Below are 24,276 nucleotides of genomic sequence, written 5' to 3' on the forward strand. Positions count from 1 at the left end.
TTTATTCGGCTCCTAACCTCGCCGCCCTTGTCAGCAGACGCTGATAGAAAAGTCCGATGCCGATCAGCACGGCGCCCAGACCGATGAAGGAGAGTGCGCGCAGCACGCCTTCCAGCTCCGACATGTCGAAGAGGAAGACCTTCAGCACGGCGACCGCTATGAGCACGGCCGAGGCAATGCGCAGCACCTGCGACCTCAGCCAGACGCCGGCGGTCAGCAGCGCCACGCCGATGACCAGCCAGAGCGCCGAATAGGTATAGGTCTCAAGCTGGCCGAGGCCGCTCCACAGGCCGATGAACTCGCCCTTGAACAGGCGCCGGACCGACAGCGTGGCGTAGGCGAAGGCGAGCAGCGAAGCGACCAGCGCCAGCATCGCGGCATACCATCTCGGGCGCCTCTCGCGAACATAAAGCGCCAATGCTCCTGCTGCGACCGCCGGCAGCAGATAGGCGAGCAACAACAGGTTGAAGAACGGGACGGCGCCGGTCGATTCATCTGTCAGCAGCGGGTTCAGCACCACGAAATGCCGGATGAGGATGAAGGCGACCGAGAGCACGCCGGCGGCCATCGAGCCATAGCGCAGCACCGGGCTCGGCGAGCGCAGGTCGATGGCGACCAGTATGGCGCCGGCGCCGAGCGCGATCAGCGTGTAGATCGCCTGCTCGGCAAGGGTGACGGGGCCGGTGTCGATGACGCCGCCATGCATGGCATGGCGCACCAGCATCGCAATCGTGAGCAGGCCGAACAGCGCCGAGGCCGCTTCCATGGCAAGACGCGGCCGTCCGTTGGTGGTGCGCGCGAGTTGCCAGGCGGCGAAGCCGAAGGCGAGCGCCGGAACGCCATAGCCCGGCAAGAGCCAGTTGAAGACCGGCGTCGTCGACAGTGCCGCCGCGCCCACGATGGTCGGATCGAAGGCGACGCGGCCGAGCACAGCGACCGCCGCGCCGACCGCGATCCAGCCCAGCACCGGGAAGCTGCGCCAGCGCGTCGCGAGCGCCGGCACGACGGCGGCGGCGCCGAGCAGCACCGTCGTCCAGCCGGAGCCGAAGGCCATGTGCAGCATCAACAAGCCTGCGACGCCGCCGCCGCCGAGCGCGAAGGAGACGGCGGGGCCGCCGCGGAGCGGCGGTTCCTCGGCGCGCGCGATCCACTCGCCGCCGGCGGCAAAGACGAGCACCAGAAGCAGGGCTGGCAGCGCGTAGCCAAAATCGCGGTCGATGTCGCCGAAGGTGAGCCAGAGCGCGGTGAGCACGACCAGCGGCACAATGACACCCCATGCCGCCCAGGACGCGGCGCGGATAGGAGCAGCAGCCGCAAAGCGGCGCGCGGCCCAGAACCCGGCTGCGACGAAGACCAGGGCAAGCGCGATGCCGAGGCGGAAGGTCAGCGTGTCGGATGCGGCCAGCGGCTCGGCGCCCAGGCCGACATCCAGCGCATCGGCGCCGATGGTGGCGGGCGGGATGATGCCAAGATAGATCAGCGCCGTCGCCAGGCCGGCGGCGAAGAGGAGCGGCAAGGCGCGCGGCCGGTAGAGCGCCACTGCCAGCAGAGCGGCGAGCAGCACCGCGCCGTGCGAGGCATAACCCGCCTTGGCAAACACCGGATCGACCGACAGCCCGAGCGCGGTCAGCGCAACGAAGAAGCCGGGCGCGATTGATGGCCAGTCGAAGCCGGGCTCCGCGTCGTCGCGGCCAGCAGTCAAGAAATCGGCTAGCCAGACGAAGGCGAGCACGGCAAGCGAGGCCAGGCTGATGAACAGCACCGTCGAGAGATTCACCTCCGGTGCATTGGTCATGTAGACGATGGTCCAGATGCCGGTGCCGGCGAAGGCTGCCGCGACAAGCGCCTTCCAATCACGGATGCGGGCGATAGCCGCCGTGGCGGCAAGCACGATCGCCAGGTAGACGAACAGCGCCCACGGGTTCGGCGCCTCCGAGGCGACGAGCGCCGGCGTCACCATGGCACCGACGAGGCCGATGCCGGCCAGCGCCAGGCCGTGGACCAGCGAGACGGCAATGGTGGCGACGCCGATCGCGCCGAGCAGCGTGAAGGCGAGCGCGGGGCCGATAAAGCCGTAGATGCCATAGGCTGCATAGACGGTGCCGAACAGGATGAAGGCGCCGGCGCCCGTCAGAATCGCTGGGATGTAGGCGCCGGCAGCTCCCTGCACCGGCACCCGGAAGCCGGTGCGGCGGATGAACTCGGCGCCGGCAAGCAGCACAAGACCGAGAACGCCGGCCATGGTCAGTCGCACGCCGGGGCCGAAAATGCCGGCCTCGATCGTGTAGCGGATCAGGAACAGGCCACCCAGCGCCAGCGCAATGCCGCCGACCCAGACCGCCCAACGCGTGCCGAGCGCCGTCTCGACATCGCGGGCGGCCCTTGCAGGTACTGCCGCTTCGGCCGGCGCGGCAGGTTGCGTCAATTGTCCCTCTCCGGCGGGTTCGGACGGAGTCCCCTCGCCCGCTTGGGCTGGCGCTTCGGCTTTTGGTTCGTCGGGCGTCGCGGCGGCTGTGGCCTGCGGGGCTGCTTCACCTGCCGACGGCGCGGCCGCTGCGGCAATCACGGCGGTAGCTTCGCCTGCAGCAGCTTCCGCGGCCTCGCCAGTCCGGGGCGCGGGCTGCGGGATGCCCGAAAGCACCAAGCTGCGCAGCGCGCCAAGCTCGCGCTCGATCAGTCCGATGCGCGTTTGCTGGCGTGAAATGATGACGAATAGAGCGATGACGGCGGCAATGGCGATCAGGCCGAAAAACATGGCGGTTTCCCCTCAAAACCGTGCCAGTCGTGGCCGACAAATGCGGCGATGAGACGGCTACCCAATCAGCGCCCTGCCGGCCTTGCAAAGATCGAGCATGTTTCGGCGCCGATTGCCAGCGACCGCAGGCTTTATCCAACGGCGATACGTCGAAGCGGCTGAGGCTCGGGCCGCAAATTGCCGGCCGCTCGCCGCGGAACACTCGTGCTATCCTCGAACCCTAGCGGGAATTAACAAGAGGATGACCGATGCCGCAACGAAGCGCGGGCCTGCTGATCTTCAGGCAAACCTCCGCTGTGTTCGAGTTCCTGCTGGTCCATCCCGGCGGACCGTTCTGGGCAAGGAAAGATGAAGGGGCCTGGTCGATTCCGAAGGGGCTGATCGACGATGGCGAGGACGATCTCGTGGCCGCTCGGCGTGAGGCCGAGGAGGAGCTAGGCGTCGCGATCGACGGCGATTTCCAGCCAGTCGGCAGCTACAAGCAGCCGGGCGGTAAAATCGTGATCGCCTGGAGCGTCGAAGCGGACATCGACGTGGATGCCGTCAGGAGCAACATGTTCACCATGGAGTGGCCGCCAAGGTCGGGCGCCATGAAGGACTTTCCCGAAGTGGACAAAGCCGGCTGGTTCTCACTTCCAGAGGCGGGTCTCAAGATCCTGAAAGGCCAGCGTCCCATCCTCGACGATTTTCTGGTGCGACGGCGAGCCGACTAGATCCTCGCCTTACTCGCCGGCAATCACCTTCACCGCCGCCTGATGCCGGCGCAGAGCCGCGAGGAAGCCGGCGCGGGCGTCGGGCGGCTCGATGCCGCGCGGCTCATAGACGTGGCGAGTGAAGAAGAAGCCGGTCAGCCGGAAGGCGTCCTCCAGCGCCGCGGCATCGGCGCGCACGCCGGAGCCGCGCTGCAAGAAGGCCGGCAGCGCCAGCATCTTGTCGTGCCAAGCCGCGCCCGCAGCGCGCGAGACGGCGCGTCCGGATTTCGGCGACACATAAGCGAGATCCTGCCGCGATCCGGTCGCCGCGCATTGGCTGAGGTCGAGGCCGAAGCCGAGCTCATCCAGGATCAGCAATTCGAAGCGCGCCACCAACTCGCCCGCGGCATCGGCATCGCCCAGATGGGAGATCATCACCGCAAGAGCCTCGTAGAGGCCGCCATGGGCATCGCGTTCGGGCAGAAGCCTGAGATGCGCGGCCATGGTCTGCAGGCCGTAGACGGCGACTGCGCTGTCCATCAGCCGGGCGGCGTTCATCTCGATCGCCTCGGCCTGGAAGATGCCGAGATGCTCGTCGAGACGCGCCCGCCACAAAAGATCGACGCGATTGCCGGGCTGCAGCAGCGGCTGCTGCTTGCGCGAGCGCCCGCCCCGCACGAGGCCGAGATGCCGGCCATGGGCGCGCGTCATCACCTCGAGGATGGCGCTGGTTTCGCCATGCTTGCGGGTGCCGAGTATGATTCCCTCGTCGCGCCATTCCATACGTCGAGCTTTTCACCTGTTGGGCGGCGAAATCAAGATTGCCGCCCGTGACCCATAATCTGTCCTGACAGTAATGGCAGGCAACATCTGCCGCTGCCGCCGCGGCGGCAATATCGGAAAATTCTCAGAAACCGTTCGGGATTTTTCGGCCGCGCCGGCGCCAAATACCGGCGCGTTGACCGGGTGAACCGGCGCAGACCGCCGAGCGGCTCGGCTGGCTATTTCCCGAAGCGTCGACCTCTCGGGCAGGCGACCACTCGCTACAATGGCCCGATGAGAGGATCGATATGAGCTCCTTCCTGGGCGTGGTGCGCGGGCACCAGTTGACCATCTTCTTTTCGCTGGCGCTCGGCCTGACATGGCTGGCGTTCATTCCCTTCTATCTGTCGCATGGCCAGAGCATTCCCTGGTTCACCTTCGGACCGGCAATCTCGGGCTTCACCGTCGCGGCACTCGCCGGCGGCTGGGGCGCGGTGAAGACCATCCTCGCCTCGATGGTGAAATGGCGCGTTCGCCCGATCTGGTATCTGGTGGCGGTCGGCCTGCCGTTCGGGACGCAGCTCGCCTCGATCCTGATCAATCCGTTCCTCGGTTCGGCGGAGCCGTCGTGGGGGAACATTCCGGCCTTCTCCGAGGTGGCGCCCATGATCGCGCTCTATGCCGTATTCAGCGGTCCGCTGGGCGAGGAGCCCGGCTGGCGCGGCTTTGCGACCCCGCATCTTCTTGGCCGTCGCCCAGCACTCGCCGGCAGCCTGATCCTCGGCGTGATATGGGCAATCTGGCACTTGCCGCTCGGCCTGCTTGGCGATCTCAGCCTCTACAGCACGATCAACGTCGTGCTGGCCGGGATCGTCTTCACCTGGCTTTACCAGAACACGGGCAGCGTATTGCTGGCCATCCTGATGCATGTCTCACACCAGAACAGCGTACGCTTCCTCGCCAAGGTGTTCGTCGACGGCGACTATATCCAGCAGCAATGGCTCGGCGTCGCGATCTGGGCGGTCATCGCGATCACGATCGTTGCCTATTACGGCACGGAAAGCTTTATGCGACGGCCGGCGAAGCGACTTGCCACTGCATGAATACTCGACCGGTGACGGCGCCTGCTTGGCGCCGTCATCCCAATTTGCGATGATCGGCGAGCACTTCGTCGATCACGCGGCGCTGCCTCCCGACCTCGGCCTGGTTGGCGTCGTGACCGGCAACGGTGATGAGCGCCTTCCACAGCGTCCAGCCGCGTCCGCGCGCCCAGGTCGCGTCATCGACGGAGATGCGCGCGCGGAATGCCTCGCGGCTCTCGCCCTCGAACAGCGTCCAGGCAATCGCCAGATCGCAGGAGGGATCGCCGACGCCCGACGTGCCGAAGTCGATGACAGCGCTCAGACGGCCGTCCTCGACCAGCAGATTGCCTGAGGCGACATCGCCGTGGAACCAGACGGGCGAGCCGTGCCAGCCGGCAGCAAGCGCCGCCTTCCAGACGGCAGTGGCGGCTTGCGTATCGATCCGGCCTTCAAGCGCAGCGATGGCCTGTCTCGCCTCGTCGTCATAGACGGCCAGCGGGCCGCCGCGATAAAAATTGTGCTGGCCAGGTGCCGGGCCGGCGGTCGGATCAATCCGTTTCAGGGCAACGAGGAACTCAGCCAGCGAGACCGCGAACGCGCGAAGGTCGGCGATGTGCCCGGTTTTCGCCGTCTCGCCTTCGATCCAGCGGTAGACGGACCAGTGCCAGGGATAGCCCGCCGCCGGCTCGCCCATGGCGAGCGGCTCGGGAATCGGCAGCGGCAGAAGCGGCGCGAGCTTGCGCAGCCAGCGATGCTCCTTCTCGACCTGCAGCGCATAGGGAGCAGCACTTGGCAGCCTGACCGCCATCGTGTCGCCGAGATGGAAGGTGCGGTTGTCCCAGCCACCGAACGCGACCGGCTTCACAGGCAGATGCCGCCATTCGGGAAACTGCGCGTCGACGAGCCGCCGCACGAGAGCGGTGTCGATATCTATCTTCGGGCTGTGCATGTCGTTATCCCAAAACCGCGTCGCTTTTGGTCGACATGGATCAGTTGGGAAACTCCAATCCCATCTCCCGATAGCGCTCCGGGTCGTCGCCCCAGTTCTCGCGCACCTTGACGAACAGGAAGAGATGCACCTTCTGCTCGAGGATCTCGGCGATCTCGGCGCGCGCGGCCTGGCCGATGGCGCGGATCGTCTCGCCCTTGTGGCCAAGCACGATCTTCTTCTGGCTCTCGCGCTCGACATAGATGACCTGCTCGATGCGCACCGAGCCGTCCTTCTTCTCCTCCCACTTCTCGGTCTCGATATGCGAGGAATAGGGAAGCTCCTGATGGAGCCTCAGATAAAGCTTTTCGCGCGTGATCTCGGCCGCGAGCTGGCGCATCGGCAGATCGGAGATCTGGTCTTCCGGATAGTACCAGGGACCGGCTGGAAGGGTCTCGGCAAGATAATCGAGCAGGTCCTTGCAGCCGGAGCCGGTGAGCGCCGAGACCATGAAGGTGCGCTTGAACGGCACTCTTTCGTTCGCTGCCGCGGCCGAAGCAAGAAGCGTCTCCGGCTTGACCCGGTCGACCTTGTTGAGGACGAGCAGCATCGGCTGCTTGACGTCCTTCAGCCGGTCGAGGATGGCGTCGGCATCGCCCTTGATGCCGCGTTCGGCATCGATCAGCAGCACCACGACATCGGCATCCTTGGCGCCGCCCCAGGCGGTGGTGACCATGGCCGTGTCCAGCCGCCGCCTCGGCTTGAAGATGCCGGGCGTGTCGACGAAGACGATCTGCGCGTTGTCATGCGTGGCGATGCCGCGCACGATGGCTCGCGTAGTCTGCACCTTGTGGGTGACGATCGACACTTTCGCGCCGACCAGCTGGTTGACCAGCGTCGACTTGCCGGCATTGGGCGCGCCAATCAGGGCGACGAAGCCTGAGCGCGTAGGAGGCGTTTCGGAGGTTTCGGTGGCGGTCATGCAGCGCTCCATACGCCTTCGCGCAGCAGCAACGCGGCCGCCGCCGCCTGCTCCGCTTCCCGCTTGGAACGGCCGCTGCCGATCGCCGGCGCGAAAGAGCCGACCTTGACGCTGACGGTGAACAGCGGGTCGTGGTCGGGCCCTTCGCGAGCATCCACCCGGTAGGCCGGCACCGCGCCCGACGCCGCCTGGTGCGCCCACTCCTGCAACTCGGTCTTGGCATCGCGGCGGGCAGCACCGATCGCCTGCGAGCGCGGCTGCCAGTAGCGGTGGATAAACGCGCGGGCGGTCTCAAGGCCACCATCCAGGTAAAGCACGGCGATCAGCGACTCCAGCGCGTCGGCGCGCAGATTGGTTCGCTTGCGGCCTTCGAGATTGCGCACGTCGGAGCCGGCGCGGATCAGCTCCGGCAGGCCGATCTCCTCGGCGATCTCGGAGAGCGCCTCGGCATTGACAAGCGCGTTGAGGCGGAGCGACAGCTCGCCCTCGGCGGCATCGGGAAATGCAGCGAGCAGCATGTCGGCCACGACCAGGCCGAGAACGCGGTCGCCCAAAAATTCGAAGCGTTCGTAGTCGACGCCGGCATGCGTCGAACGCGCGCTGGCATGGGTCAGCGCGCGCTGCAGACGCTGGCGGTCGGCGAAGGCGTGGCCGGTGCGCTCGACAAGCGCTTCGGCAAGGGCATCGGCGGTCAAACGCTTGGTCGCCGCCATGACCTTAGTGGACGAGATGGAACAGGCGGCCGGCACGCATCAGCGACGGCCACTTCCAGATTTCCAACGGGCTGGCGCCATCGGCGATCGAGAAGAAGATGACGTTGGCGCGGCCGACGAGGTTCTCGGCCGGCACGAAACCGACGGTGAAGCGGCTGTCGGAGGAATTGTCGCGATTGTCGCCCATCATGAAATAGTGGCCGGGCGGCACGTCGAACTCGCGCGTGTTGTCGCCGATCGAATTGGGCGTCAGATCGAGCGTGTCATAGGTGACGCCGTTGGGCAGCGTCTCGCGATAGACGTCGACGGGACGGTCGACCTCGGTGATGTCGGGATTGTCGATCTGGCCGACCTTTTCGCGCGGCACGGCGGTGCCGTTGATGAAGAGCTGGCCGTCCTTGACCTGGATCTTGTCGCCGGGCAGGCCGACGACGCGCTTGATGTAGTCGACGGACGGATCCGGCGGGAACTTGAACACGACCACGTCGCCGCGCTTGGGCTCAGAGCCCCAGATGCGGCCGGAGAAAATATTGGGGCCGAAGGGCAGCGAGTAGCGCGAATAGCCATAGGCCCATTTGGTGACGAACAGATAGTCGCCTTCGAGCAGCGTCGGCCGCATCGAGCCGGAGGGGATGGAGAAGGGCTGGAACAGCAGCGTGCGGATGACAAGCGCGAGCAGCAGAGCCTGGATGATGACGGAAAAGGTTTCCCCAAGCCCGCCGGATTTCTTCTGCGATTTTTCAGCCACGCTCATGTCGTCCTCGATTGTGCGTTGGTTGGTATAGAGTCTCGGCGCGCGCTGGGCAACGTCATGCCGCCCGTGGTCAGATGGAATCAATGTGGCGCTTGTTCGGCGGGCACTGCCTCGATGATCACAAAGGCTTGAGCAAGTGGAAAATCGTCGGTGATGGTGAGGTGGATCAGCGCATGGTGGCCCTTGGGCAGGATTTTTTCCAGCCTGGCGGCAGCGCCGCCGGTGAGCGCCATGGTGGGCGCTCCGCTGAGCAGGTTGACCACGCCCATGTCGCGCCAGAAGACGCCCTCGGCCATGCCGGTGCCAAGCGCCTTGGCGCAGGCCTCCTTGGCGGCGAAGCGCTTGGCGTAGGAAGCGGCACGGGCCGCGCGCTTCTCCGATTTGGCCTGCTCGACCTCGGTGTAGATACGCTGGATAAAGCGCTGGCCGTGCCGTTCCAGGGACTTCTCAATACGTCTGATGTCGATCAGGTCGCTGCCGATGCCGATGATCATTCCGCGGGAACTTCCCGTCCGCCCTGCCGAGCCTTCCCGGCTCGCTCGGTCATTCGCCGCTGCCGTTGCGCGCGAAAAGCGGTCATGCCCCACCGCGTGACACCATAGAAGACGAGCCCGAAGACCAAGCCGAGGGGCACCGCGCCGAGAAGCATCGGCTCCAGGATCGGGTGCCACAGCTTGGCGAAGGAAAGCGTGTGCATCATTTCCCCGAGATGCTCCGGCGGCCCATGCCTGGGCAGATGTTCATGCAGGATGAGCTTGCCAGTCTCCCAGGACGCGCCCCAGAGCAGCGGGAAGGACAGCGGATTGCCGAAGAACACCGCACCGAGGGCTGCCGCCACCAGATTGCCGGCGATCACCCAGCAGAGCACGGCGGCGATGATGAAGTGGAAGCCTAGCGGGAAGAAGGAGGCGAAAACGCCTGCCGCGACTCCGGCGGCCACCGAATGGGGCGTCGCTTTCAGCCGCAGAATGCGCTTGGAGAAATACTGAACGGAGCGCGAGAACGAGCGGCGCGGCCATAGGTAAGTACGCACCCGCTCCAGGAGGCCATCAGGCTCTCGGCGTCGAAAAAGCACTCTGTTTCGGTTCCTGGTCCAACACACGCTTCCCTGCCAGCCGGGTCGCGCCAACATATCTTGCGCTTCAACGGCGCAGGAAGGCAACAAAACTTTGCTATAGCGGCGATTGCCAGACCACGGAACAGCGAAACGTCGCCGCGATGGTCTGCCGCAGGCTCTTACATGAGCGCCATTCTGGCGAAACTGAGGAAGACTGGGCAAAGCATGTTTGGCCATTCGTCCTTGCGCGACCGCGGCGCCGAGGTATCGGACGCGGTCAGCCCGGGCTTTTCAGCTAAGTTCGATATTCGCTGACCTCGACCAGGTTGTCGTCGGGATCCCGGAAATAGACCGACATCATCCTGCCGCGAGCACCGGTGCGCTCGACAGGTCCGACTTCGACCGCCACACCGTTGGCTTCGAGGCTGGCGCGGATGTCGGCAAGAGGCACCGCAGCAATGAGGCAGAAATCGCCGGAGCCCGGCGTCGGCGCCTTTGCCTTCGGCTCAAAGGTGCGAGCGACCTCGTGCAGATTGATCTTCTGCGATCCGAACAGAAGCGCGGTCGGCCGGCTCGGCTCGTCCAGCCGCCCCATGCCAAGCACGCGCTGATAGAAGTCGCAAGTCGCTTCGACAGACCGGACCGTCAGGACGAAATGATCGATGCCGGCTATCATGGGCCTCTGCGCGCTTCGCTGGCAAAGAGATTCAACCGGCACCCTCAGGTGCTTGTTTTCATTCATCGCCAGGTCAGATATTTCGGCTTCCCGGCTTAACGGCAGGGATGGCGGCAAGTTCCGGCGGCAGGCGGTCGGGCGGGTAGGCCGGCACCTCATATTCGGCGAGCGCAATCAGCGGCACGCCGACATCGGTCTTGCCGGCCGAACGGTCGATGATGCAGGCGGCCGCCACCACCTCGGCGCCGAGCTGGCGCAGGCAGTCGATGGTCTCGCGTATCGAGAGACCCGTGGTGACGATGTCCTCGACAATGACGACGCGCGATCCCTTGGCGATCTCGAAGCGACGCAGCCGGAACTCGCCCCCTTCCCGCTCGACCCAGACCGCCGGCGCGCCGAGATGGCGCGAGGTCTCGTAGGCCGGGATCAGGCCGCCGATCGCCGGGCCGACGACATAGTCGATCCTGCCCGTCACCGCCTCACGAATCTTTTCGGCCAGCGCCTTGCACAGGCGCTCGGTCTTGTCGGCATGCATGAAGACGCGCGCCTTCTGCAGGAAGATGGGGCTGCGCAGGCCGGACGTCAGGATGAAATGCCCTTCGAGAACCGCGCCAGCCTCGCGGAAAATACCCAGCACTTCATCGGTGTTCATTGTTCGCTCCATGCTCTTGGCGAGTGGTGAGTAGTTATTAGTGAGTAGTGAGTCGAAGGATGAATGGTGAATGGCATTGAGAGCAACCTATTCACTATTCACTATTCACTATTCACTATTCACTATTCACTATTCACCCATTCACACGCCGTGCGTCGCTGACGCTCGAATTGTCCTTCAGCTGTGACAGCAGCCGGTTGAGGTGCTTCAGGTCCCAAACCTCGAGGTCGATCAGCATCTCGGTGAAATCGGGCGCGGTGCGCACCATCGACAGCGTGTGGATGTTGGCATCGTTGGACGCGACGACCTGCGCGATGTCGGCGAGCGAGCCCGGCGCATTGATGGCTGTGACCGAGATGCGGGCCGGGAAGCGCTCCTTGGTCCGCTCGTCTATATCCCAGCGCACATCGATCCAGCGCTCGGGCTGGTCGTCGAAAGCCTGCAGGGCCGGCGACTGGATAGGATAAATGGTGATACCGGTTCCTGGCTGGATGATGCCGACGATGCGGTCGCCGGGCACCGCCCCTTCCGGCGCGAAGCGCACCGGCAGGTCGCCGCGCACGCCGCGGATGGGCACCGCACCGTCGCGCTGCTGGTCCTTGCCCTTGCGCGCGGCGCGGCCAGGCATCTGGAACAGCATGCCGGCGGCGTTGCGGATCTTCGACCAGCCTTCCTCGCGCTGCTTGGGCGCCGCGACTGTGACGCGCTCGTCCTTGTAGTCGGGGAAGACTGCTTTCATGACATCGGTCGAGGCAAGCTCGCCGCGGCCGACAGAGGCCAGCACGTCCTCTATGTCCTTGCGCGCCAGGCGATGCAGAACCGGCTTCAGGCTTTCCTTGGTGAAGTTCTTGCCGGCGCGCTCGAAGGCGCGTTCGAGGATGCGGGCGCCGAGCCCGGAATATTGCTTGCGGATGGCATTCTTGGTGGCGCGGCGGATGGCGGCGCGCGCCTTGCCGGTGACGACGACCGATTCCCAGGCTGCCGGCGGCACCTGCGCCTTGGAGCGGATGATCTCGACCTCGTCGCCGTTCTTCAACTCCGTCATCAGCGGCATGATGCGGCCGTTGACCTTGGCGCCGACACAGGTGTCGCCGACATCGGTGTGGACGGCATAGGCGAAGTCGATGGGGGTGGCGCCGCGCGGCAGCGCGATCAGCATGCCTTTGGGCGTGAAGCAGAACACCTGGTCCTGGAACAGCTCGAGCTTGGTGTTTTCCAGGAAATCCTCGGGATTGTCGCCCTCGGCCAGTTGCTCGATGGTGCGGCGCAGCCAGGCATAGGCGTTGGTCTCCTTGGAGATCGCGTGCGCTGCGCCGTTCGGCTTGCCGCCGCTGTCCTTGTAGATCGAATGCGCGGCAACGCCGTATTCGGCGATCTTGTTCATCTCGCGGGTGCGGATCTGCAATTCGACGCGCTGGCGCGACGGGCCGACAATGGTGGTGTGGATCGAGCGGTAGTCGTTCTGCTTCGGCGTCGAGATGTAATCCTTGAAGCGCCCGGGCACCATCGACCAGGTGGTGTGGATGGCGCCAAGCGCGCGGTAGCAGTCCTCGACGGTGTCGACGACCACACGGAAGCCGAAGATGTCGGAGAGCTGCTCGAAGGAGAGGGCCTTGGCCTCCATCTTGCGGAACACCGACCAAGGCTTTTTCTGCCGGCTTTTGACGCCGGCTTTGATCGCGTGTTTTTCGAACAGGCCGGACAGCGCCTTCTCGATCTCGTCCAGCACCCCCTTGTTGCGCTCGAAGATCTCGGCGAGCCGCGCGGTGACGGCGCGATAGGCTTCCGGATTGATGTAGCGGAAGGCGATCTCCTCAAGTTCCTCGCGCATGCCTTGCATGCCCATGCGGCCGGCGAGCGGCGCATAGATGTCCATCGTCTCCTCGGCGATGCGCAGGCGCTTGGACTCGGGCATATGGTCGAGCGTGCGCATGTTGTGCAGGCGATCGGCGAGCTTGACCAGTAGAACGCGAATATCCTCGGAGATCGCCAGCAACAGCTTGCGCAGGTTCTCCGCCTGCTCGGCCTTCTTGGAAACGAGGTCGAGCTTCTTCAGCTTGGTCAGTCCCTCGACCAGCTTGCCCATCTCGGGGCCGAACAATTCATCGATCTCGGCCCGGGTCGCGGTTGTGTCCTCGATCGTGTCGTGCAGCAGGGCAACAGCGATGGTCGCCTCGTCCATATGCATCTCGGTGAGGATGGCCGCCACTTCCAGCGGATGCGAGAAATAGGGATCGCCCGAGGCGCGCTTCTGGTGGCCATGCTTTTGCATGGCATAGACATAGGCCTTGTTGAGCAGCGCCTCATTGACGTCAGGCTTGTAGCGCTGCACGCGCTCGACAAGCTCATACTGACGCATCATGGGCGGGATCTCGCGGTGATGAAATGATTGATGCGCCGCACCGGCGTGCGACGCATCCCATAGATAGCCACGAAACTGACGATACGGAAGTCCCGGATGCTTGATCCAGGCCCGTGTCCAAGAGCTTAGTAGTCGTCGCTCTTTTCCGGCGGCACCAAACCCTCGATGCCGGCGAGCAGGTCTTCCTCGCTCATGCGGTCGAAGGCGATGTTCTCTTCGGCATCGTCGGTGTCGGCAGCAGCGGTGGCAGCGCCGGTCTGGTCGGCGATGGCCTCGCCCTCGGCCTCCGGCTCGTCGACCTCGACATGCTTCTGCAGCGAGTGGATCAGGTCTTCCTTGAGGTCGTCCGGCGACAGCGTCTCGTCGGCGATCTCGCGCAGCGCAATGACCGGATTCTTGTCATTGTCGCGAGGAACGGTAATCTGCGCGCCCTGGCTGATCTGGCGGGCACGGTGGCCGGCGAGCAGCACGAGCTCGAAACGGTTGTCGACCTTGTCGATGCAATCTTCAACGGTTACGCGGGCCATGGACTGCCCCTTTCATGCGTGGATTTGATGGAAAACTGGCGGGCTCCATAACAAGGACGCCGCCGAAATACAAGCTTTATGGCGGGCACCGCCGAAGCACGAGCCCTTGCCCGGCTCAATACCGGACCTCGCCTTGCTTACCTGGTGCCGATCACAATTGCTTGCAATGCGCGCCCTGCCCTTGGATATCCATAAATCTGGCGTTATCTCGAAAGGGGCGGGAAGAGGGACCATTATCGGGCCTACCCGTCACGTCCTTTTAGACGACAGAAATTTTTGAAAAGGGATATTTTTCAATGTTCGATCCCCGTGAAAAGATCGCTCTTTTCATCGACGGCGCCAACCTCTACGCCACCTCGCGGGCGCTGGGCTTCGACATAGACTACCGCAAGCTTCTGTCGAGCTTTCAGAAACGCGGCTACCTGCTCAGGGCCTATTACTACACCGCGCTGGTCGAGGATCAGGAATATTCCTCGATCCGGCCGCTGATCGACTGGCTGGACTATAACGGCTTCAAGGTGGTGACCAAGCCAGCCAAGGAGTTCACCGACTCGACCGGCCGGCGCAAGATCAAGGGCAACATGGACATCGAGCTCACCGTCGATGCGCTGGAGCTTGCCGATGTCGTCGACCACTATGTCATCTTCTCCGGCGACGGCGACTTCCGCACGCTGGTCGAGGCGCTGCAGCGGCGTGGCCGCAAGGTGTCGATCATCTCGACCATGGCCTCGCAGCCGCCGATGATCTCCGACGACCTGCGCCGCCAGGCCGACCACTTCATCGACCTCATGACGCTGAAGAATGAAGTCGGCCGCGATCCATCGGAACGGCCGGTCCGCCGGCCTGAGCCGGCTGAAGCCGACGAGGACGATTATTGAGCGCGGCAGCCTTGAGCGCCGCGCCCTCCCCCGAGCCTGACCGCGATTGTCCGCTTTGCCCGCGGCTGCACGACTTCATCGCCGCCTGGCGCCAGCGCGAGCCGGGCTGGTTCAATGCACCGGTGCCGACCTTCCTGCCGCCGGAAGGCGAGGACTCGGTCAGGCTCCTCATCGTCGGGCTGGCGCCCGGCCTGCGCGGCGCCAACCGCACCGGGCGTCCCTTCACCGGCGACTATGCCGGCGACCTGCTCTACGCAACGCTGATCGCTCAAGGGTTGGCGCGCGGGGAATTCAAGGCCAGGCCCGATGACGGGCTGGAGCTCGTCGGCACCGCGATCACCAATGCGGTGCGATGCGTGCCGCCGGAAAACAAGCCGGTCGGCGCCGAGATCGCCACCTGCCGGACCTTCCTCAAACCGACGATCGCGCGCTTTGCCAATCTGCGGGCCATCCTGACGCTGGGCTCGATCGCGCATCAATCGACGGTGCGGGCGCTGGGCGGGCGCGTCGCCACCCTTCCGTTCCGCCACGGCGGACGACAGCAGGCCGGCGGCATCACGCTGTTCTCCAGCTATCACTGCTCGCGCTACAACACCAACACCGGTGTCCTGACGGAAGCGATGTTCGTCGATGTGTTCAAGGAGATAGCGGCGTTCCTGAAGAGCTAGAATCCGGCGCCACGGCGAACAGCTCCGAGAGCCTCGCCGGGCCCCCCTTCAGCACATTCAGGTCGACGTCGCCGTCGATGCCGTCGACACGGCCTCTGTCGAGATATTGCCAATAGACCCAGTCGTCTTCGTTCAGCGGCCCCCGCACAGAGCGCAGCCAGCGCTGTCGAACCGCGATATGAGGGGCATAGGTCGGCGCCGTCTCATCGGTAATATAGAAAATGGCCGGCTTGCCGTAAGCCGCCTCGACCGGGCCAAGGAATGCCAGCAGTTCGGCGTTCAGCTCGGCGGGCGAAGGGCGTCGGGGACAATTGCCGTGGAACTCGATGTCGACTACTGGCGGCAAGAGCTGCTCGCCGCGCGGCACGACCGAAATGAAGTTCCTGGCCTGGTCGGCACCCGGGCGGCAGAAGGTGAAGAAATGATAGGCGCCGACAGCGAGGCCCGCCGCGCGGGCCTGGCGCAAATTCTCAGCAAAGGCATCATCGACATAGTCACCACCTTCCGTCGCCTTGATGATGGCGAAGACGACATCGTCGGCCGCGACGCGCGGCCAGTCGATCCTGCCCTGGTGATGCGAAACATCGATGCCCCTTATGGGGAATTCGCTGCGATCCGGCGGGAAAGCACGGGGTCGGAAAAAGCCCTCTGCCCATGTCGCAAGCGCCAGAAAGACGAAAGCCAAGGCCAGGGCAATCAAGCCGTTCCTCAAGCCTTGGCTCCCTGCTCGCCTTGCCCGCATATGAAGGTGGCTTTATCCGCGCTCCTTAAGGAGCCGCCCCTTCTCGCGCGACCAGTCGCGCTGCTTTTCGGTCTGGCGCTTGTCGTGCAGCTTCTTGCCGCGGGCGATGGCGAGCAGGAGCTTGGCGCGGCCGCGATCGTTGAAATAGATTTTCAGCGGCACCAGCGTCATGCCTTCGCGCTCCACGCTCTGGGCAAGCTTGGCCATCTCGCGCTTGCTGACGAGCAGCTTACGGCGCCGGCGCGGCTCGTGGTTGAAGCGGTTGGCCTGGAGATATTCCGGCAGATAGGAATTGATCAGCCAGATCTCGCCGCCTTCGGCCGAGGCGTAGCTCTCCTGGATGTTCGCTTGGCCCTGGCGCAGCGACTTGACCTCGGTGCCGGTCAGCACCAAGCCGGTCTCGATCGTGTCGAGCACCTCGTAGGAAAAGCGCGCCTTGCGGTTTTCGGCGACCGTCCTGTTGTTGGGGTCGGCTTTCTTGACTTGATTCATAATGCGGAGAGGTGGCGCCTCATCCCTAATTAATCAAGCCGGCGTGCTTCAGCGCCGCGTCGAGCTTCTCGGCGGTCGAAGCTTCGACCGTCACCAGCGGCGAGCGGACCACGTTCTCGACCTTGCCCAGCTTCGACAGGGCGTATTTGGCGCCGGACACGCCGGGCTCCACGAAAATTGCTTTATGCAGCGGCAGGAGACGATCCTGCAGTTCTAGCGCCTTGGCGCTGTCGCCGGAGAGCGTCGCTTCCTGGAACTCGGCGCAAAGGCGCGGCGCGACGTTCGACGTCACCGAGATGCAGCCGACGCCGCCATGCGCGTTGAAGCCGAGCGCGGACGCATCCTCACCGGAAAGCTGGATGAAATCCTTGCCGCAGGTCATGCGCTGTTCCGAGACGCGCTCGACCTTGCCGGTCGCATCCTTGACGCCGGCGATGTTCTTGAAGTCGTGGCGCAGCCTGCCCATCGTCTCCGGGGTCATGTCGATCACTGAGCGCGGCGGGATGTTGTAGATGATGATCGGCAGCTTCGTTGCCCTGGCAACGGCTGCGAAATGCTCGTAGAGGCCGCGCTGGGTCGGCTTGTTGTAATAAGGCGTGACGACCAGGGCTGCATCGGCGCCTGACTTTTCGGCATACTGCACCAGGCCGACGGCTTCCTCGGTGTTGTTGGAGCCGGCACCGGCCACAACTGGAACCCTGCCCCTGGCGACCTCGATGCAGACCTTGACGACATTGCGGTGCTCGTCATGCGACAGCGTCGGCGACTCGCCGGTGGTGCCGACGGGCACGAGGCCCTTGGTGCCCTCGGCGATCTGCCATTCGACAAACGCGCGAAAGGCTTTCTCGTCGAAACGCCCGCTCTTTTCGAACGGTGTCACGAGCGCAGTCAGCGAGCCTCTCAGCATATTGTCCAAACTCCTTGGGACTTTGTTGGTCTAAGCATGTCGCTCTCCCAAAGCCGGGTGCCCACTTTGGGCGACATGCATCAGCGTTTTGTCGATGCGTTAATTTCGGCGCCTTCTAATCGAAAGCGAAGCCGCGCACCATAGTCTCGACACGGTTCAGCGGCAAGCATTGCTGTAGTGCCAGCAAGCGTAATTCGAACGGCCTCGATAACCTTTTGTTTACGAGCCTTTCACGACCTAAGTTTAGGCTCCGGGTCGGCCTCGAAGGCCCTGCCTGCTGACAATGTGCCGGGGTGGAACAATGCCGACAAGTCGGCCTCATCTGTTCGCGCTTTTGAGCGCGGCTGTCGCGCTGATACCGGGTATGGCGATCGGCGGCAGCGTCGACGTGCGCGTGACGGCGGCGATTGCCGCGCCGGGCTCGCCGTCGGCCGCGGACCAGGCGCAGCAGCTTCAGCCTCCGTCCAGCATCGCGCAATTGAAGAGCGGACTCGACGCGCTCGCGGTGAACAACATCGCCGCGGCGCGCAATGCCCGCGACACGTTGCCCTCCACCTCGCTCGACCGGCACATTCTGGCCTGGGCGATCGCGCTGTATGGCGGCGACCAGGTGCCGAGCGGCGAAATCGCCGATGCCGCCAAGATGCTGCCTGGATGGCCGGGCACGATCGCGCTGCGCAGGAACAGCGAGCGCGCGCTCTATCGCGAGAACCCGCCGCCGCCAGTGGTGGTGCGGGCCTTCGGCCGCAGCCAGCCGCTGACGCCGGAAGGCGTGATCATCCTTGCCCGCTCGCAGGTGGCGCTGGGCGATCAAGCGGCGGCGCGCGCGGTGCTGGTGCCCTTCTGGCGCACGGAGAAGCTGGATGCCCAGGACGAAACTTCCATCATCAAGGAATTCGGCACGCTGATCCCCGCGGCCGATCATCGCTATCGCATGGAGCGCATGTTCTATGCCGACCGGCCGTCCTCGGCGCTGCGCGTCGCCGGCCTTGCCGGCGCCCAGCAACTGGCGGATGCCTGGGTGGCGGTCGATAAAGGCGAAAAAAACGCGGCGAAACTGTTGAAGGCGGTGCCGGCGACGCAGCGTTCGGCCGGCTATTTCTTCGCCGAGGCAGAATATCTGCGCAAGCAGCAAAAAGTTGCCGATGCCGCGGCAGTCGTGATGAAGGCGCCGACCAATCGCGACGCGCTGGTCGATCCCGATGCCTGGTGGGTGGAGCGGCGCGTTCTTTCGCGCGAGCTGGTCGATCAAGGCGACATAAAGACCGCCTACAAGATCGCCTCCATGCATGCGGCCGAAAGCGCGGCCAGCGCCGCGGAAGCCGAGTTCCATGCCGGCTGGTATGCATTGCGCGGTCTCAACGATCCGGCAGCGGCCGCCTCGCATTTTTCACGCATCGCCGAGCTCGCCCAGGGACCGGTGTCGCTGTCGCGCGCCTATTACTGGCTTGGCCGCGCCGCGGAAGTCGGCGGCCCGGGCAGCGCCAAGGACTATTTCACCCGGGCAGCCAGCTACGGCACCACCTTCTACGGCCAGCTTGCCGGCGAGCGTGTGGGCCTCAGAACCTTGAGCATCGTCCATCCCACGCCCAGCGCGGCCGACCGCCAAAGCTTCGAGGGCCGCGAGGCGGTGAAAGCGATCAAGCGGCTGCAGGAGGCAGGGTATGACCGCTATGCCGAGACGCTCTACCGCGACCTCGCGGGGCAGCTGACCAGCCCCGGCGAGCTTGCGCTGCTGGCGGGGCTTGCCGAAAAACAGGGCAACCATTTCATGGCGCTGAAGGTCGGCAAGATCGCCGCCCAGCGCGGCATCGATGTGGGTGCGCTTTCGCATCCGTTGGGTGTCATTCCCGATTCGGCCGATATCTCCGGCTCCGGCAAGGCGCTGGCCTATGCCATCGCCCGCCAGGAGAGCGAGTTCAATGTCGCGGCGATTTCCAGCGCCGGCGCGCGCGGCCTCTTGCAGTTGATGCCGGGTACCGCCAAGCAACTGGCGAAGAAGGCCGGCATGACCTTCTCGCAAACGCGGCTGACGACCGATGCCGGTTACAACGCGACGCTGGGGTCAGCCTTCCTCGGCGAGCAGCTCGACCGCTTCAACGGCTCCTATGTGCTGACCTTCGCCGGGTACAATGCCGGCCCAAACCGCGCCGCCCAGTGGGTGGCGAAATATGGTGATCCGCGCGGCAAGGACGTGGACGCCGTCGTCGACTGGGTCGAGCGGATCCCATACACAGAAACAAGAAGTTACGTGCAGCGCGTGATGGAGAATTATGAAGTCTACAAGATGCGTATTTCCGGCAAATACGACATCGTCGGGGATTTGGTGAACGGGCGCAGTTGAGGGCCGGCGGGCGTATGCAAGCCTCAGGTTGGCGATCCTTCGCGCCCCCCTCTGTCCTGCCGGAAACCTCCCGCATCCAATGATTTGACCGCGGCCGCCCTCGCCTGTAGCTGTCGGTCACCTCAGCGAGGAGCAGCATCCGGATGGCGAGCGACGGTTTCTCCGACTTCTTCTATGCCGCACCCGATGGGCTGAAACTGCATGCCCGCATTTATGGCGAGCCGAACAGCGGTGGCTGGCCGGTCGTCTGTCTGCCCGGCCTCACCCGCAATGCGCGCGACTTCCATGAGCTCGCGCTTTACCTCTCCGGCAAGGCGAAGACGCCGCGCAAGGTCGTCGCTTTCGACTATCGCGGCCGTGGCCGATCCGACTACGATCCCGACATCAGCCACTACAATGTCGGCGTCGAAGCCGGCGACGTGCTCGCTGGCTTGTCGGCGCTGGGTATCGAAGAGGCTGGCTTCATCGGCACCTCGCGCGGCGGACTCATCATCCATGTGCTCGGCGCGCTGAAGCCGGCCGCGTTGAAAGCCATTGTCCTCAACGATATTGGCCCGGTGATCGAGGCGGAAGGTCTGGCCCATATCCGCTCATATCTCGATCGCGCGCCGAAGCCGAAGACATTCGCCGAGGCAGTCGATGCGCAGCGGCGCGTGCATGGTGGCGGCTTCCCGGCGCTCACCGATGCCGACTGGGCGCGTATGGTTGGCGCCATCTGCCGCGACACGGATGCCGGGCTGGTGCCCGATTTCGATCCTGCCCTGGTCGAGACCCTGGCCAATGTCGACTTCAGCAAGCCACTGCCGGATCTGTGGCCACAGTTCAACGCGCTTGCCGCCGTGCCGTTGCTCGCCATACGCGGCGGCAATTCGACGCTTCTCTCCACCGCGACGATCGAGGAGATGGCAAAGCGTCATCCCGGCATGCAAACGATCACGGTCGAAGGCCAGGGACACGCGCCCTTCCTGGAAACCGGCAACCTGCCGAAGAAGATTGCGGATTTCCTCGATCGCGCCGAAGTCAAGTCCACGTAAAGTAAAGCCCGAGACTAACTCCGCCCCGGGCCTGTTTTTGAAATATAGATTCCCGGCGCGTGGCGTGCCGCCTATTTGCCCTTCGAGCTCTTGCGGCCTGCCTTCGCGGGCTCCGAGCCGCTCTCCTTGCGAGCGGCTTTGGTCGATGACGGCGTGATCAACGGGGACGCAAACACCGAGTTCTGTGCGGGCCGCGGCGCCTCTTCGGCACGCGGCTTCTCCAGCACCACGACGCAGCCATCGAGGTCGTTGGTGGCGAGGTGCGCGTAACGCATGGTCATCGACAGCGTCTGGTGACCGAGCCACATCTGCACGCGCCGGATGTCGATGCCGCCCTGGACGAGTCGCGAAGCGCAAGTGTGGCGCAGGATATGCGGCACCACCTGCTCATCGGCGCCAAGACCGACTTCGGCCTTCGCCTCGTTCCAGATGGCGCGGTACTGCGCCTGGGTGAGCTTGGTGAACGGACCCTTTGGCCGGCGGCCTTCGGTGGTCGGCGGCAGCTTGATCACCTCCTTGACCCGTTCGGTCATCGGGATGGTGCGGCTGCGGCCCGACTTTGTGATCCAGAAGCTGACGCGGTGTTCCTGGATGTCGTTCCAGATCAGGCCGAGCGCCTCGCCGAGACGGCAGCCGGTGTCGACCAGGAAGACCGAAAGTCGGTAAGCATCTTCGCTGCGGCTCTTGATGGCGGCGAACAGCCTTGCCTCTTCGTCCCTTTCGAGGAAACGAATCCGTCCCGCCCGCTCCTTCTGGCGGCGGAACTCGGGCAGGCTGTGGATATCTCCCATCTTATGAGCCTTGCGCAGCAGCTTGCTGAGTGCAGCCATCTTGCGATTGATGGTTGCGTTGCTGTTCCCGCGCTGGCGCAAGGTACCGATAAGATTGTCCAGGGTGTTCTGGTCAAAGGTGCTGAAACGCTCTCCCAGAAGGATCTCGTCTATTTCACCAATGAATGAGCTGACATTGTATTTATGCCGCCCATCATCCCAGAGTATATCCCGGTATGCTGTAAAGAGCTCACTGACCCTGTACGATTTTACTTCCCGGACCTTGTTATAGGTGTACCTAAACTTCGAATTCTGAGAAGAAAATACCGCAAAATGACCAGAGGGCTCCCCCTCTTGAATCGCTTCATTCGACATTTTTAGCCACACCCCCTGTGGTTAAGGGACCAGCCCTAACCGCTCGGGAGCATCCTTTCAAGAGTTTTTCGAGTCTGGCCTCCGACCCCATCCGCCGAGGGCGGATCCCACAAAGTCGCTCTACAGACCCGATCAGCTTACCGTATCACCCCCATCCTTTCGTTGCGTTGATCCATCGCGAAAAGCAAAACGGCCCGGGCGCAGAGATGCCCGGGCCGGATTTCATGTTGTTGCAGTCCAGCCCTTAGAAGGAGCGCTGGAAGCGAAGGATGCCGCCGACGCTGTTCTTCTTGTCAGCGTTGGTCCAGTTGCCATAAATGGTCGGGGTATCGAAGTTGCCATAATGGTTCCAGTCAACTTCGGCCGTGACCGTGAAGCCCGGGACAACGTCGTAGGCAACGTTTGCCGCGACGCCGTAATTCTTGTCGTCGTCACCCGACACCTGGAGGTTGAACGAGGTCTTCTCGTTGAACTTATAGGTGCCGCCAGCCCACCAAGCCCAGTTACCGCCCCAGATCTTGTAGAAGCCGCGACCATTAGCGTCGATGAAATTATCATCGTTGAGCTTGCCGTCGTTGCCATAGCCAAACATGCCGAACAGCGAGATCTGGTCATTGACGTTGACGTCCAAGCGAACCTTGCCGGTCACCTGTTCGTAATTGCTGTCATAAGCCAAAACACCGGTGACGGCGCCCCAGCCCTGCGTCCACTTCACACCGCCGACGACATGCGGAACATAGCTGTCGATGGTGTAAACGTCGCCGTAGCCCTCTTCGAGCGAGACCACAGCCGAGAAGCCGTTGCCGGCGTCGAAATAGTACTGCACGACGTTGGTGTCGAAGCCACCGTAAGGAACGATCGTGTCCTGGATGACGTTGCCGGCATAGCCGATGAACGTATCGAAGGCCGATTCGTCCTTACCGACGCGGAGACCGCCGAGCTGGATCCAGGCGAAGTTCAGCGACACGTCTTTGTTGCCAGCCGGATTGGTGGTGGTGACGAGGCCATCCCTGCCGCTACCATTGCCGAAGTTGAAGCGGGTCTCGGTGTAGGTTTTCAGGGTACCGAGCTCGGTTTCCTGGCCGGTCCAGGTCTTCAGCGTAAAGCGAGCATTTTTCTTCCACGTGCCGTTCTCGTCGCCATCGATCTTGTCGAGAGCCTTGGCACCATCGAACGAGCCAACATCGCCGAAGCCAATGTCGTATCGAACATAGCCGCCAATGCGCAGGCAGGTTTCGGTGCCGGGGATATAGAAGTAGCCCGAACCGTACACGTCGCAGATCTTGACGTATTCAGCCGGTTCCGGCTCGGCGACGGTCACCGCGTCGGCGGCGCGAGCACCGGAAACTGCGATCAGGGCCGCAGCTGAGCCGAGAAGAAGGCTCTTGATGTTCATTTTCTGACCTCCAGTCAAAAGTTAAAAAACGGGTCTGGGTATTTTTTGCTGAAGGACAGCGTTCCCTGCCCCATCCCCACTTACCGAAAAAGATGCGCACCGCGCCGCTCCTTCGAACGCGACCTTTACCCAGGCGGCGGCGGCGTTCAACCATGATCGTATCGGCAGAAGCCCCGTCCGCACGCTATCCCCGAACGTTGTTGCACAAATGACACGATTTGGCCTCACTCCGAAAGTTCTCATTAACCATTAAGGCCTTGCGCCGGTCGAATCCGGCGATGGGCGGCCGAAATTGCGGCGCCAGCTGCGAGTCGCCAGGCAGGGAATCGCCATGGAATCGCCCCATGAGGCCATCCGTCTTGCCGCCGATGCCAAATTTTCGGCGATTATGGCGCCGGCTTGTTGATTGTGGCGGCGCTTTTCTTTATCCAGCGGCGCGACGGAGAGGTGGCCGAGTGGTCGAAGGCGCTCCCCTGCTAAGGGAGTAGAGGTCAAAAGCTTCTCGTGGGTTCGAATCCCATCCTCTCCGCCATCCTGCTTCGCGCTGCGCGCTTCGCAGGACAAGCCCTACAGTTCGTGCGAAGCAGGATGGCGGAGAGGATGCGCTCCGAAGCCTTGGCGAAGGAGGGCCGGTCCGTGTGAGTACGCATGCCTGATTGAGAGCGAGGCTTTCGTAGGCGAGCGTTACATCGGACCTGCGGCGACGAATTGCTGAGCATAACGCCGGA

23 protein-coding genes and 1 tRNA gene are annotated in these 24,276 nt (G+C 63.8%); 7 read left to right on the forward strand and 17 right to left on the reverse strand.

The window, feature by feature from the left end:
- Position 1: 1 nt before the first annotated feature.
- Positions 2–2,755 (reverse strand): DUF2339 domain-containing protein, encoded by a 2,754-nt coding sequence (locus CK221_RS11835; RefSeq protein WP_095777851.1) that lies wholly within the window; start codon positions 2,753–2,755, stop codon positions 2–4.
- A gap of 248 nt (positions 2,756–3,003) precedes the next feature.
- Here CK221_RS11835 and CK221_RS11840 point away from each other — a divergent pair, with 248 nt between their 5' ends.
- Entirely contained in the window at positions 3,004–3,468 is a 465-nt protein-coding gene (locus tag CK221_RS11840) for an NUDIX domain-containing protein (protein ID WP_095777852.1), read from the forward strand.
- Positions 3,469–3,477: 9 nt separating this feature from the next.
- Here CK221_RS11840 and recO read toward each other — a convergent pair whose 3' ends face one another.
- Positions 3,478–4,230 carry a DNA repair protein RecO gene (gene recO, locus CK221_RS11845; RefSeq protein ID WP_095777853.1) on the reverse strand — a complete coding sequence of 251 codons (753 nt, stop codon included), beginning with the start codon at positions 4,228–4,230 and terminating at the stop codon, positions 3,478–3,480.
- A gap of 287 nt (positions 4,231–4,517) precedes the next feature.
- Here recO and CK221_RS11850 point away from each other — a divergent pair, with 287 nt between their 5' ends.
- Positions 4,518–5,312 (forward strand): type II CAAX endopeptidase family protein, encoded by a 795-nt coding sequence (locus tag CK221_RS11850; RefSeq protein ID WP_095777854.1) that lies wholly within the window; start codon positions 4,518–4,520, stop codon positions 5,310–5,312.
- Positions 5,313–5,346: 34 nt separating this feature from the next.
- Here the strand turns inward: CK221_RS11850 and CK221_RS11855 are convergent, their stop codons facing one another.
- From CK221_RS11855 to rpoZ, 10 genes are all read right to left on the reverse strand, one after another.
- On the reverse strand, positions 5,347–6,240 hold the full coding sequence (locus CK221_RS11855) for an aminoglycoside phosphotransferase family protein (RefSeq protein WP_095777855.1): 894 nt from the start codon (positions 6,238–6,240) through the stop codon (positions 5,347–5,349).
- Positions 6,241–6,280: 40 nt separating this feature from the next.
- On the reverse strand, positions 6,281–7,213 hold the full coding sequence (gene era, locus CK221_RS11860; RefSeq protein WP_179295111.1) for a GTPase Era: 933 nt from the start codon (positions 7,211–7,213) through the stop codon (positions 6,281–6,283).
- Positions 7,198–7,914 carry a ribonuclease III gene (gene rnc, locus CK221_RS11865; protein ID WP_066997455.1) on the reverse strand — a complete coding sequence of 239 codons (717 nt, stop codon included), beginning with the start codon at positions 7,912–7,914 and terminating at the stop codon, positions 7,198–7,200. The genes era and rnc overlap by 16 nt, the downstream gene beginning before the upstream one ends.
- 4 nt (positions 7,915–7,918) lie before the next feature.
- Positions 7,919–8,668, reverse strand: a complete 750-nt coding sequence (gene lepB / locus CK221_RS11870; RefSeq protein WP_066997458.1) for a signal peptidase I — start codon at positions 8,666–8,668, stop codon at positions 7,919–7,921.
- Between the two features lie 80 nt (positions 8,669–8,748).
- Positions 8,749–9,162 carry a holo-ACP synthase gene (acpS, locus tag CK221_RS11875; RefSeq protein WP_095777856.1) on the reverse strand — a complete coding sequence of 138 codons (414 nt, stop codon included), beginning with the start codon at positions 9,160–9,162 and terminating at the stop codon, positions 8,749–8,751.
- The gene (locus tag CK221_RS11880) at positions 9,159–9,743 is read right to left on the reverse strand and encodes a DUF2062 domain-containing protein (protein WP_066997464.1); all 585 of its coding nucleotides are present in this window, start codon (positions 9,741–9,743) and stop codon (positions 9,159–9,161) included. Before CK221_RS11880 ends, acpS begins: the two co-directional genes overlap by 4 nt.
- A 277-nt stretch (positions 9,744–10,020) precedes the next feature.
- On the reverse strand, positions 10,021–10,401 hold the full coding sequence (locus tag CK221_RS11885) for a VOC family protein (RefSeq protein ID WP_066997467.1): 381 nt from the start codon (positions 10,399–10,401) through the stop codon (positions 10,021–10,023).
- Positions 10,402–10,474: 73 nt separating this feature from the next.
- Entirely contained in the window at positions 10,475–11,053 is a 579-nt protein-coding gene (gene pyrE / locus CK221_RS11890; protein WP_066997469.1) for an orotate phosphoribosyltransferase, read from the reverse strand.
- A 133-nt stretch (positions 11,054–11,186) separates the two neighbouring features.
- Positions 11,187–13,415 carry a bifunctional (p)ppGpp synthetase/guanosine-3',5'-bis(diphosphate) 3'-pyrophosphohydrolase gene (locus CK221_RS11895; protein ID WP_066997471.1) on the reverse strand — a complete coding sequence of 743 codons (2,229 nt, stop codon included), beginning with the start codon at positions 13,413–13,415 and terminating at the stop codon, positions 11,187–11,189.
- A 125-nt stretch (positions 13,416–13,540) separates the two neighbouring features.
- On the reverse strand, positions 13,541–13,942 hold the full coding sequence (rpoZ, locus tag CK221_RS11900; protein WP_066997473.1) for a DNA-directed RNA polymerase subunit omega: 402 nt from the start codon (positions 13,940–13,942) through the stop codon (positions 13,541–13,543).
- A gap of 296 nt (positions 13,943–14,238) precedes the next feature.
- Here rpoZ and CK221_RS11905 point away from each other — a divergent pair, with 296 nt between their 5' ends.
- The gene (locus CK221_RS11905) at positions 14,239–14,820 is read left to right on the forward strand and encodes an NYN domain-containing protein (RefSeq protein ID WP_066997475.1); all 582 of its coding nucleotides are present in this window, start codon (positions 14,239–14,241) and stop codon (positions 14,818–14,820) included.
- Positions 14,817–15,488, forward strand: a complete 672-nt coding sequence (locus CK221_RS11910; protein WP_164747319.1) for a uracil-DNA glycosylase — start codon at positions 14,817–14,819, stop codon at positions 15,486–15,488. Before CK221_RS11905 ends, CK221_RS11910 begins: the two co-directional genes overlap by 4 nt.
- Here the strand turns inward: CK221_RS11910 and CK221_RS11915 are convergent.
- The 3 genes from CK221_RS11915 to dapA form a co-directional block, all read right to left on the reverse strand.
- Complete coding sequence (locus CK221_RS11915; RefSeq protein WP_245430627.1) at positions 15,457–16,158, reverse strand: glycoside hydrolase family 25 protein; 702 nt, start codon at positions 16,156–16,158, stop codon at positions 15,457–15,459. The genes CK221_RS11910 and CK221_RS11915 overlap by 32 nt on opposite strands.
- 84 nt (positions 16,159–16,242) lie before the next feature.
- Positions 16,243–16,722 carry an SsrA-binding protein SmpB gene (gene smpB / locus CK221_RS11920; RefSeq protein WP_095777858.1) on the reverse strand — a complete coding sequence of 160 codons (480 nt, stop codon included), beginning with the start codon at positions 16,720–16,722 and terminating at the stop codon, positions 16,243–16,245.
- Between the two features lie 25 nt (positions 16,723–16,747).
- Positions 16,748–17,629, reverse strand: a complete 882-nt coding sequence (dapA, locus tag CK221_RS11925; RefSeq protein ID WP_095777859.1) for a 4-hydroxy-tetrahydrodipicolinate synthase — start codon at positions 17,627–17,629, stop codon at positions 16,748–16,750.
- A 301-nt stretch (positions 17,630–17,930) separates the two neighbouring features.
- Here dapA and CK221_RS11930 point away from each other — a divergent pair, with 301 nt between their 5' ends.
- Positions 17,931–19,973, forward strand: coding sequence for a lytic transglycosylase domain-containing protein (locus CK221_RS11930; RefSeq protein WP_095777860.1), 2,043 nt, complete (start codon positions 17,931–17,933; stop codon positions 19,971–19,973).
- A 143-nt stretch (positions 19,974–20,116) separates the two neighbouring features.
- Positions 20,117–21,007, forward strand: a complete 891-nt coding sequence (locus CK221_RS11935; RefSeq protein ID WP_095777861.1) for an alpha/beta hydrolase — start codon at positions 20,117–20,119, stop codon at positions 21,005–21,007.
- A 71-nt stretch (positions 21,008–21,078) separates the two neighbouring features.
- Here the strand turns inward: CK221_RS11935 and CK221_RS11940 are convergent, their stop codons facing one another.
- Positions 21,079–22,152, reverse strand: coding sequence for a site-specific integrase (locus CK221_RS11940; RefSeq protein WP_095777862.1), 1,074 nt, complete (start codon positions 22,150–22,152; stop codon positions 21,079–21,081).
- Between the two features lie 244 nt (positions 22,153–22,396).
- Positions 22,397–23,548: a porin gene (locus tag CK221_RS11945; protein ID WP_095777863.1), complete on the reverse strand. Its 1,152-nt coding sequence runs from the start codon at positions 23,546–23,548 to the stop codon at positions 22,397–22,399.
- Between the two features lie 441 nt (positions 23,549–23,989).
- Here CK221_RS11945 and CK221_RS11950 point away from each other — a divergent pair.
- Positions 23,990–24,080: transfer RNA gene (locus CK221_RS11950), tRNA-Ser, on the forward strand.
- Positions 24,081–24,276 lie beyond the last annotated feature (196 nt).

The sequence above is a fragment of the Mesorhizobium sp. WSM3868 genome, from assembly GCF_002294785.1.
Lineage (GTDB): Bacteria > Pseudomonadota > Alphaproteobacteria > Rhizobiales > Rhizobiaceae > Mesorhizobium.

Excerpts from the sequence above, each read along its gene's own strand:
- CK221_RS11835 (WP_095777851.1), bottom strand. The coding sequence starts at position 2,755 with ATGTTTTTCGGCCTGATCGCCATTGCCGCCGTCATCGCTCTATTCGTC.
- CK221_RS11840 (WP_095777852.1), top strand. The coding sequence starts at position 3,004 with ATGCCGCAACGAAGCGCGGGCCTGCTGATCTTCAGGCAAACCTCCGCT.
- recO (WP_095777853.1), bottom strand. The coding sequence starts at position 4,230 with ATGGAATGGCGCGACGAGGGAATCATACTCGGCACCCGCAAGCATGGC.
- CK221_RS11850 (WP_095777854.1), top strand. The coding sequence starts at position 4,518 with ATGAGCTCCTTCCTGGGCGTGGTGCGCGGGCACCAGTTGACCATCTTC.
- CK221_RS11855 (WP_095777855.1), bottom strand. The coding sequence starts at position 6,240 with ATGCACAGCCCGAAGATAGATATCGACACCGCTCTCGTGCGGCGGCTC.
- era (WP_179295111.1), bottom strand. The coding sequence starts at position 7,213 with ATGGAGCGCTGCATGACCGCCACCGAAACCTCCGAAACGCCTCCTACG.
- rnc (WP_066997455.1), bottom strand. The coding sequence starts at position 7,914 with ATGGCGGCGACCAAGCGTTTGACCGCCGATGCCCTTGCCGAAGCGCTT.
- lepB (WP_066997458.1), bottom strand. The coding sequence starts at position 8,668 with ATGAGCGTGGCTGAAAAATCGCAGAAGAAATCCGGCGGGCTTGGGGAA.
- acpS (WP_095777856.1), bottom strand. The coding sequence starts at position 9,162 with ATGATCATCGGCATCGGCAGCGACCTGATCGACATCAGACGTATTGAG.
- CK221_RS11885 (WP_066997467.1), bottom strand. The coding sequence starts at position 10,401 with ATGATAGCCGGCATCGATCATTTCGTCCTGACGGTCCGGTCTGTCGAA.
- pyrE (WP_066997469.1), bottom strand. The coding sequence starts at position 11,053 with ATGAACACCGATGAAGTGCTGGGTATTTTCCGCGAGGCTGGCGCGGTT.
- CK221_RS11895 (WP_066997471.1), bottom strand. The coding sequence starts at position 13,415 with ATGATGCGTCAGTATGAGCTTGTCGAGCGCGTGCAGCGCTACAAGCCT.
- rpoZ (WP_066997473.1), bottom strand. The coding sequence starts at position 13,942 with ATGGCCCGCGTAACCGTTGAAGATTGCATCGACAAGGTCGACAACCGT.
- CK221_RS11905 (WP_066997475.1), top strand. The coding sequence starts at position 14,239 with ATGTTCGATCCCCGTGAAAAGATCGCTCTTTTCATCGACGGCGCCAAC.
- smpB (WP_095777858.1), bottom strand. The coding sequence starts at position 16,722 with ATGAATCAAGTCAAGAAAGCCGACCCCAACAACAGGACGGTCGCCGAA.
- dapA (WP_095777859.1), bottom strand. The coding sequence starts at position 17,629 with ATGCTGAGAGGCTCGCTGACTGCGCTCGTGACACCGTTCGAAAAGAGC.
- CK221_RS11930 (WP_095777860.1), top strand. The coding sequence starts at position 17,931 with ATGCCGACAAGTCGGCCTCATCTGTTCGCGCTTTTGAGCGCGGCTGTC.
- CK221_RS11935 (WP_095777861.1), top strand. The coding sequence starts at position 20,117 with ATGGCGAGCGACGGTTTCTCCGACTTCTTCTATGCCGCACCCGATGGG.
- CK221_RS11940 (WP_095777862.1), bottom strand. The coding sequence starts at position 22,152 with ATGTCGAATGAAGCGATTCAAGAGGGGGAGCCCTCTGGTCATTTTGCG.
- CK221_RS11945 (WP_095777863.1), bottom strand. The coding sequence starts at position 23,548 with ATGAACATCAAGAGCCTTCTTCTCGGCTCAGCTGCGGCCCTGATCGCA.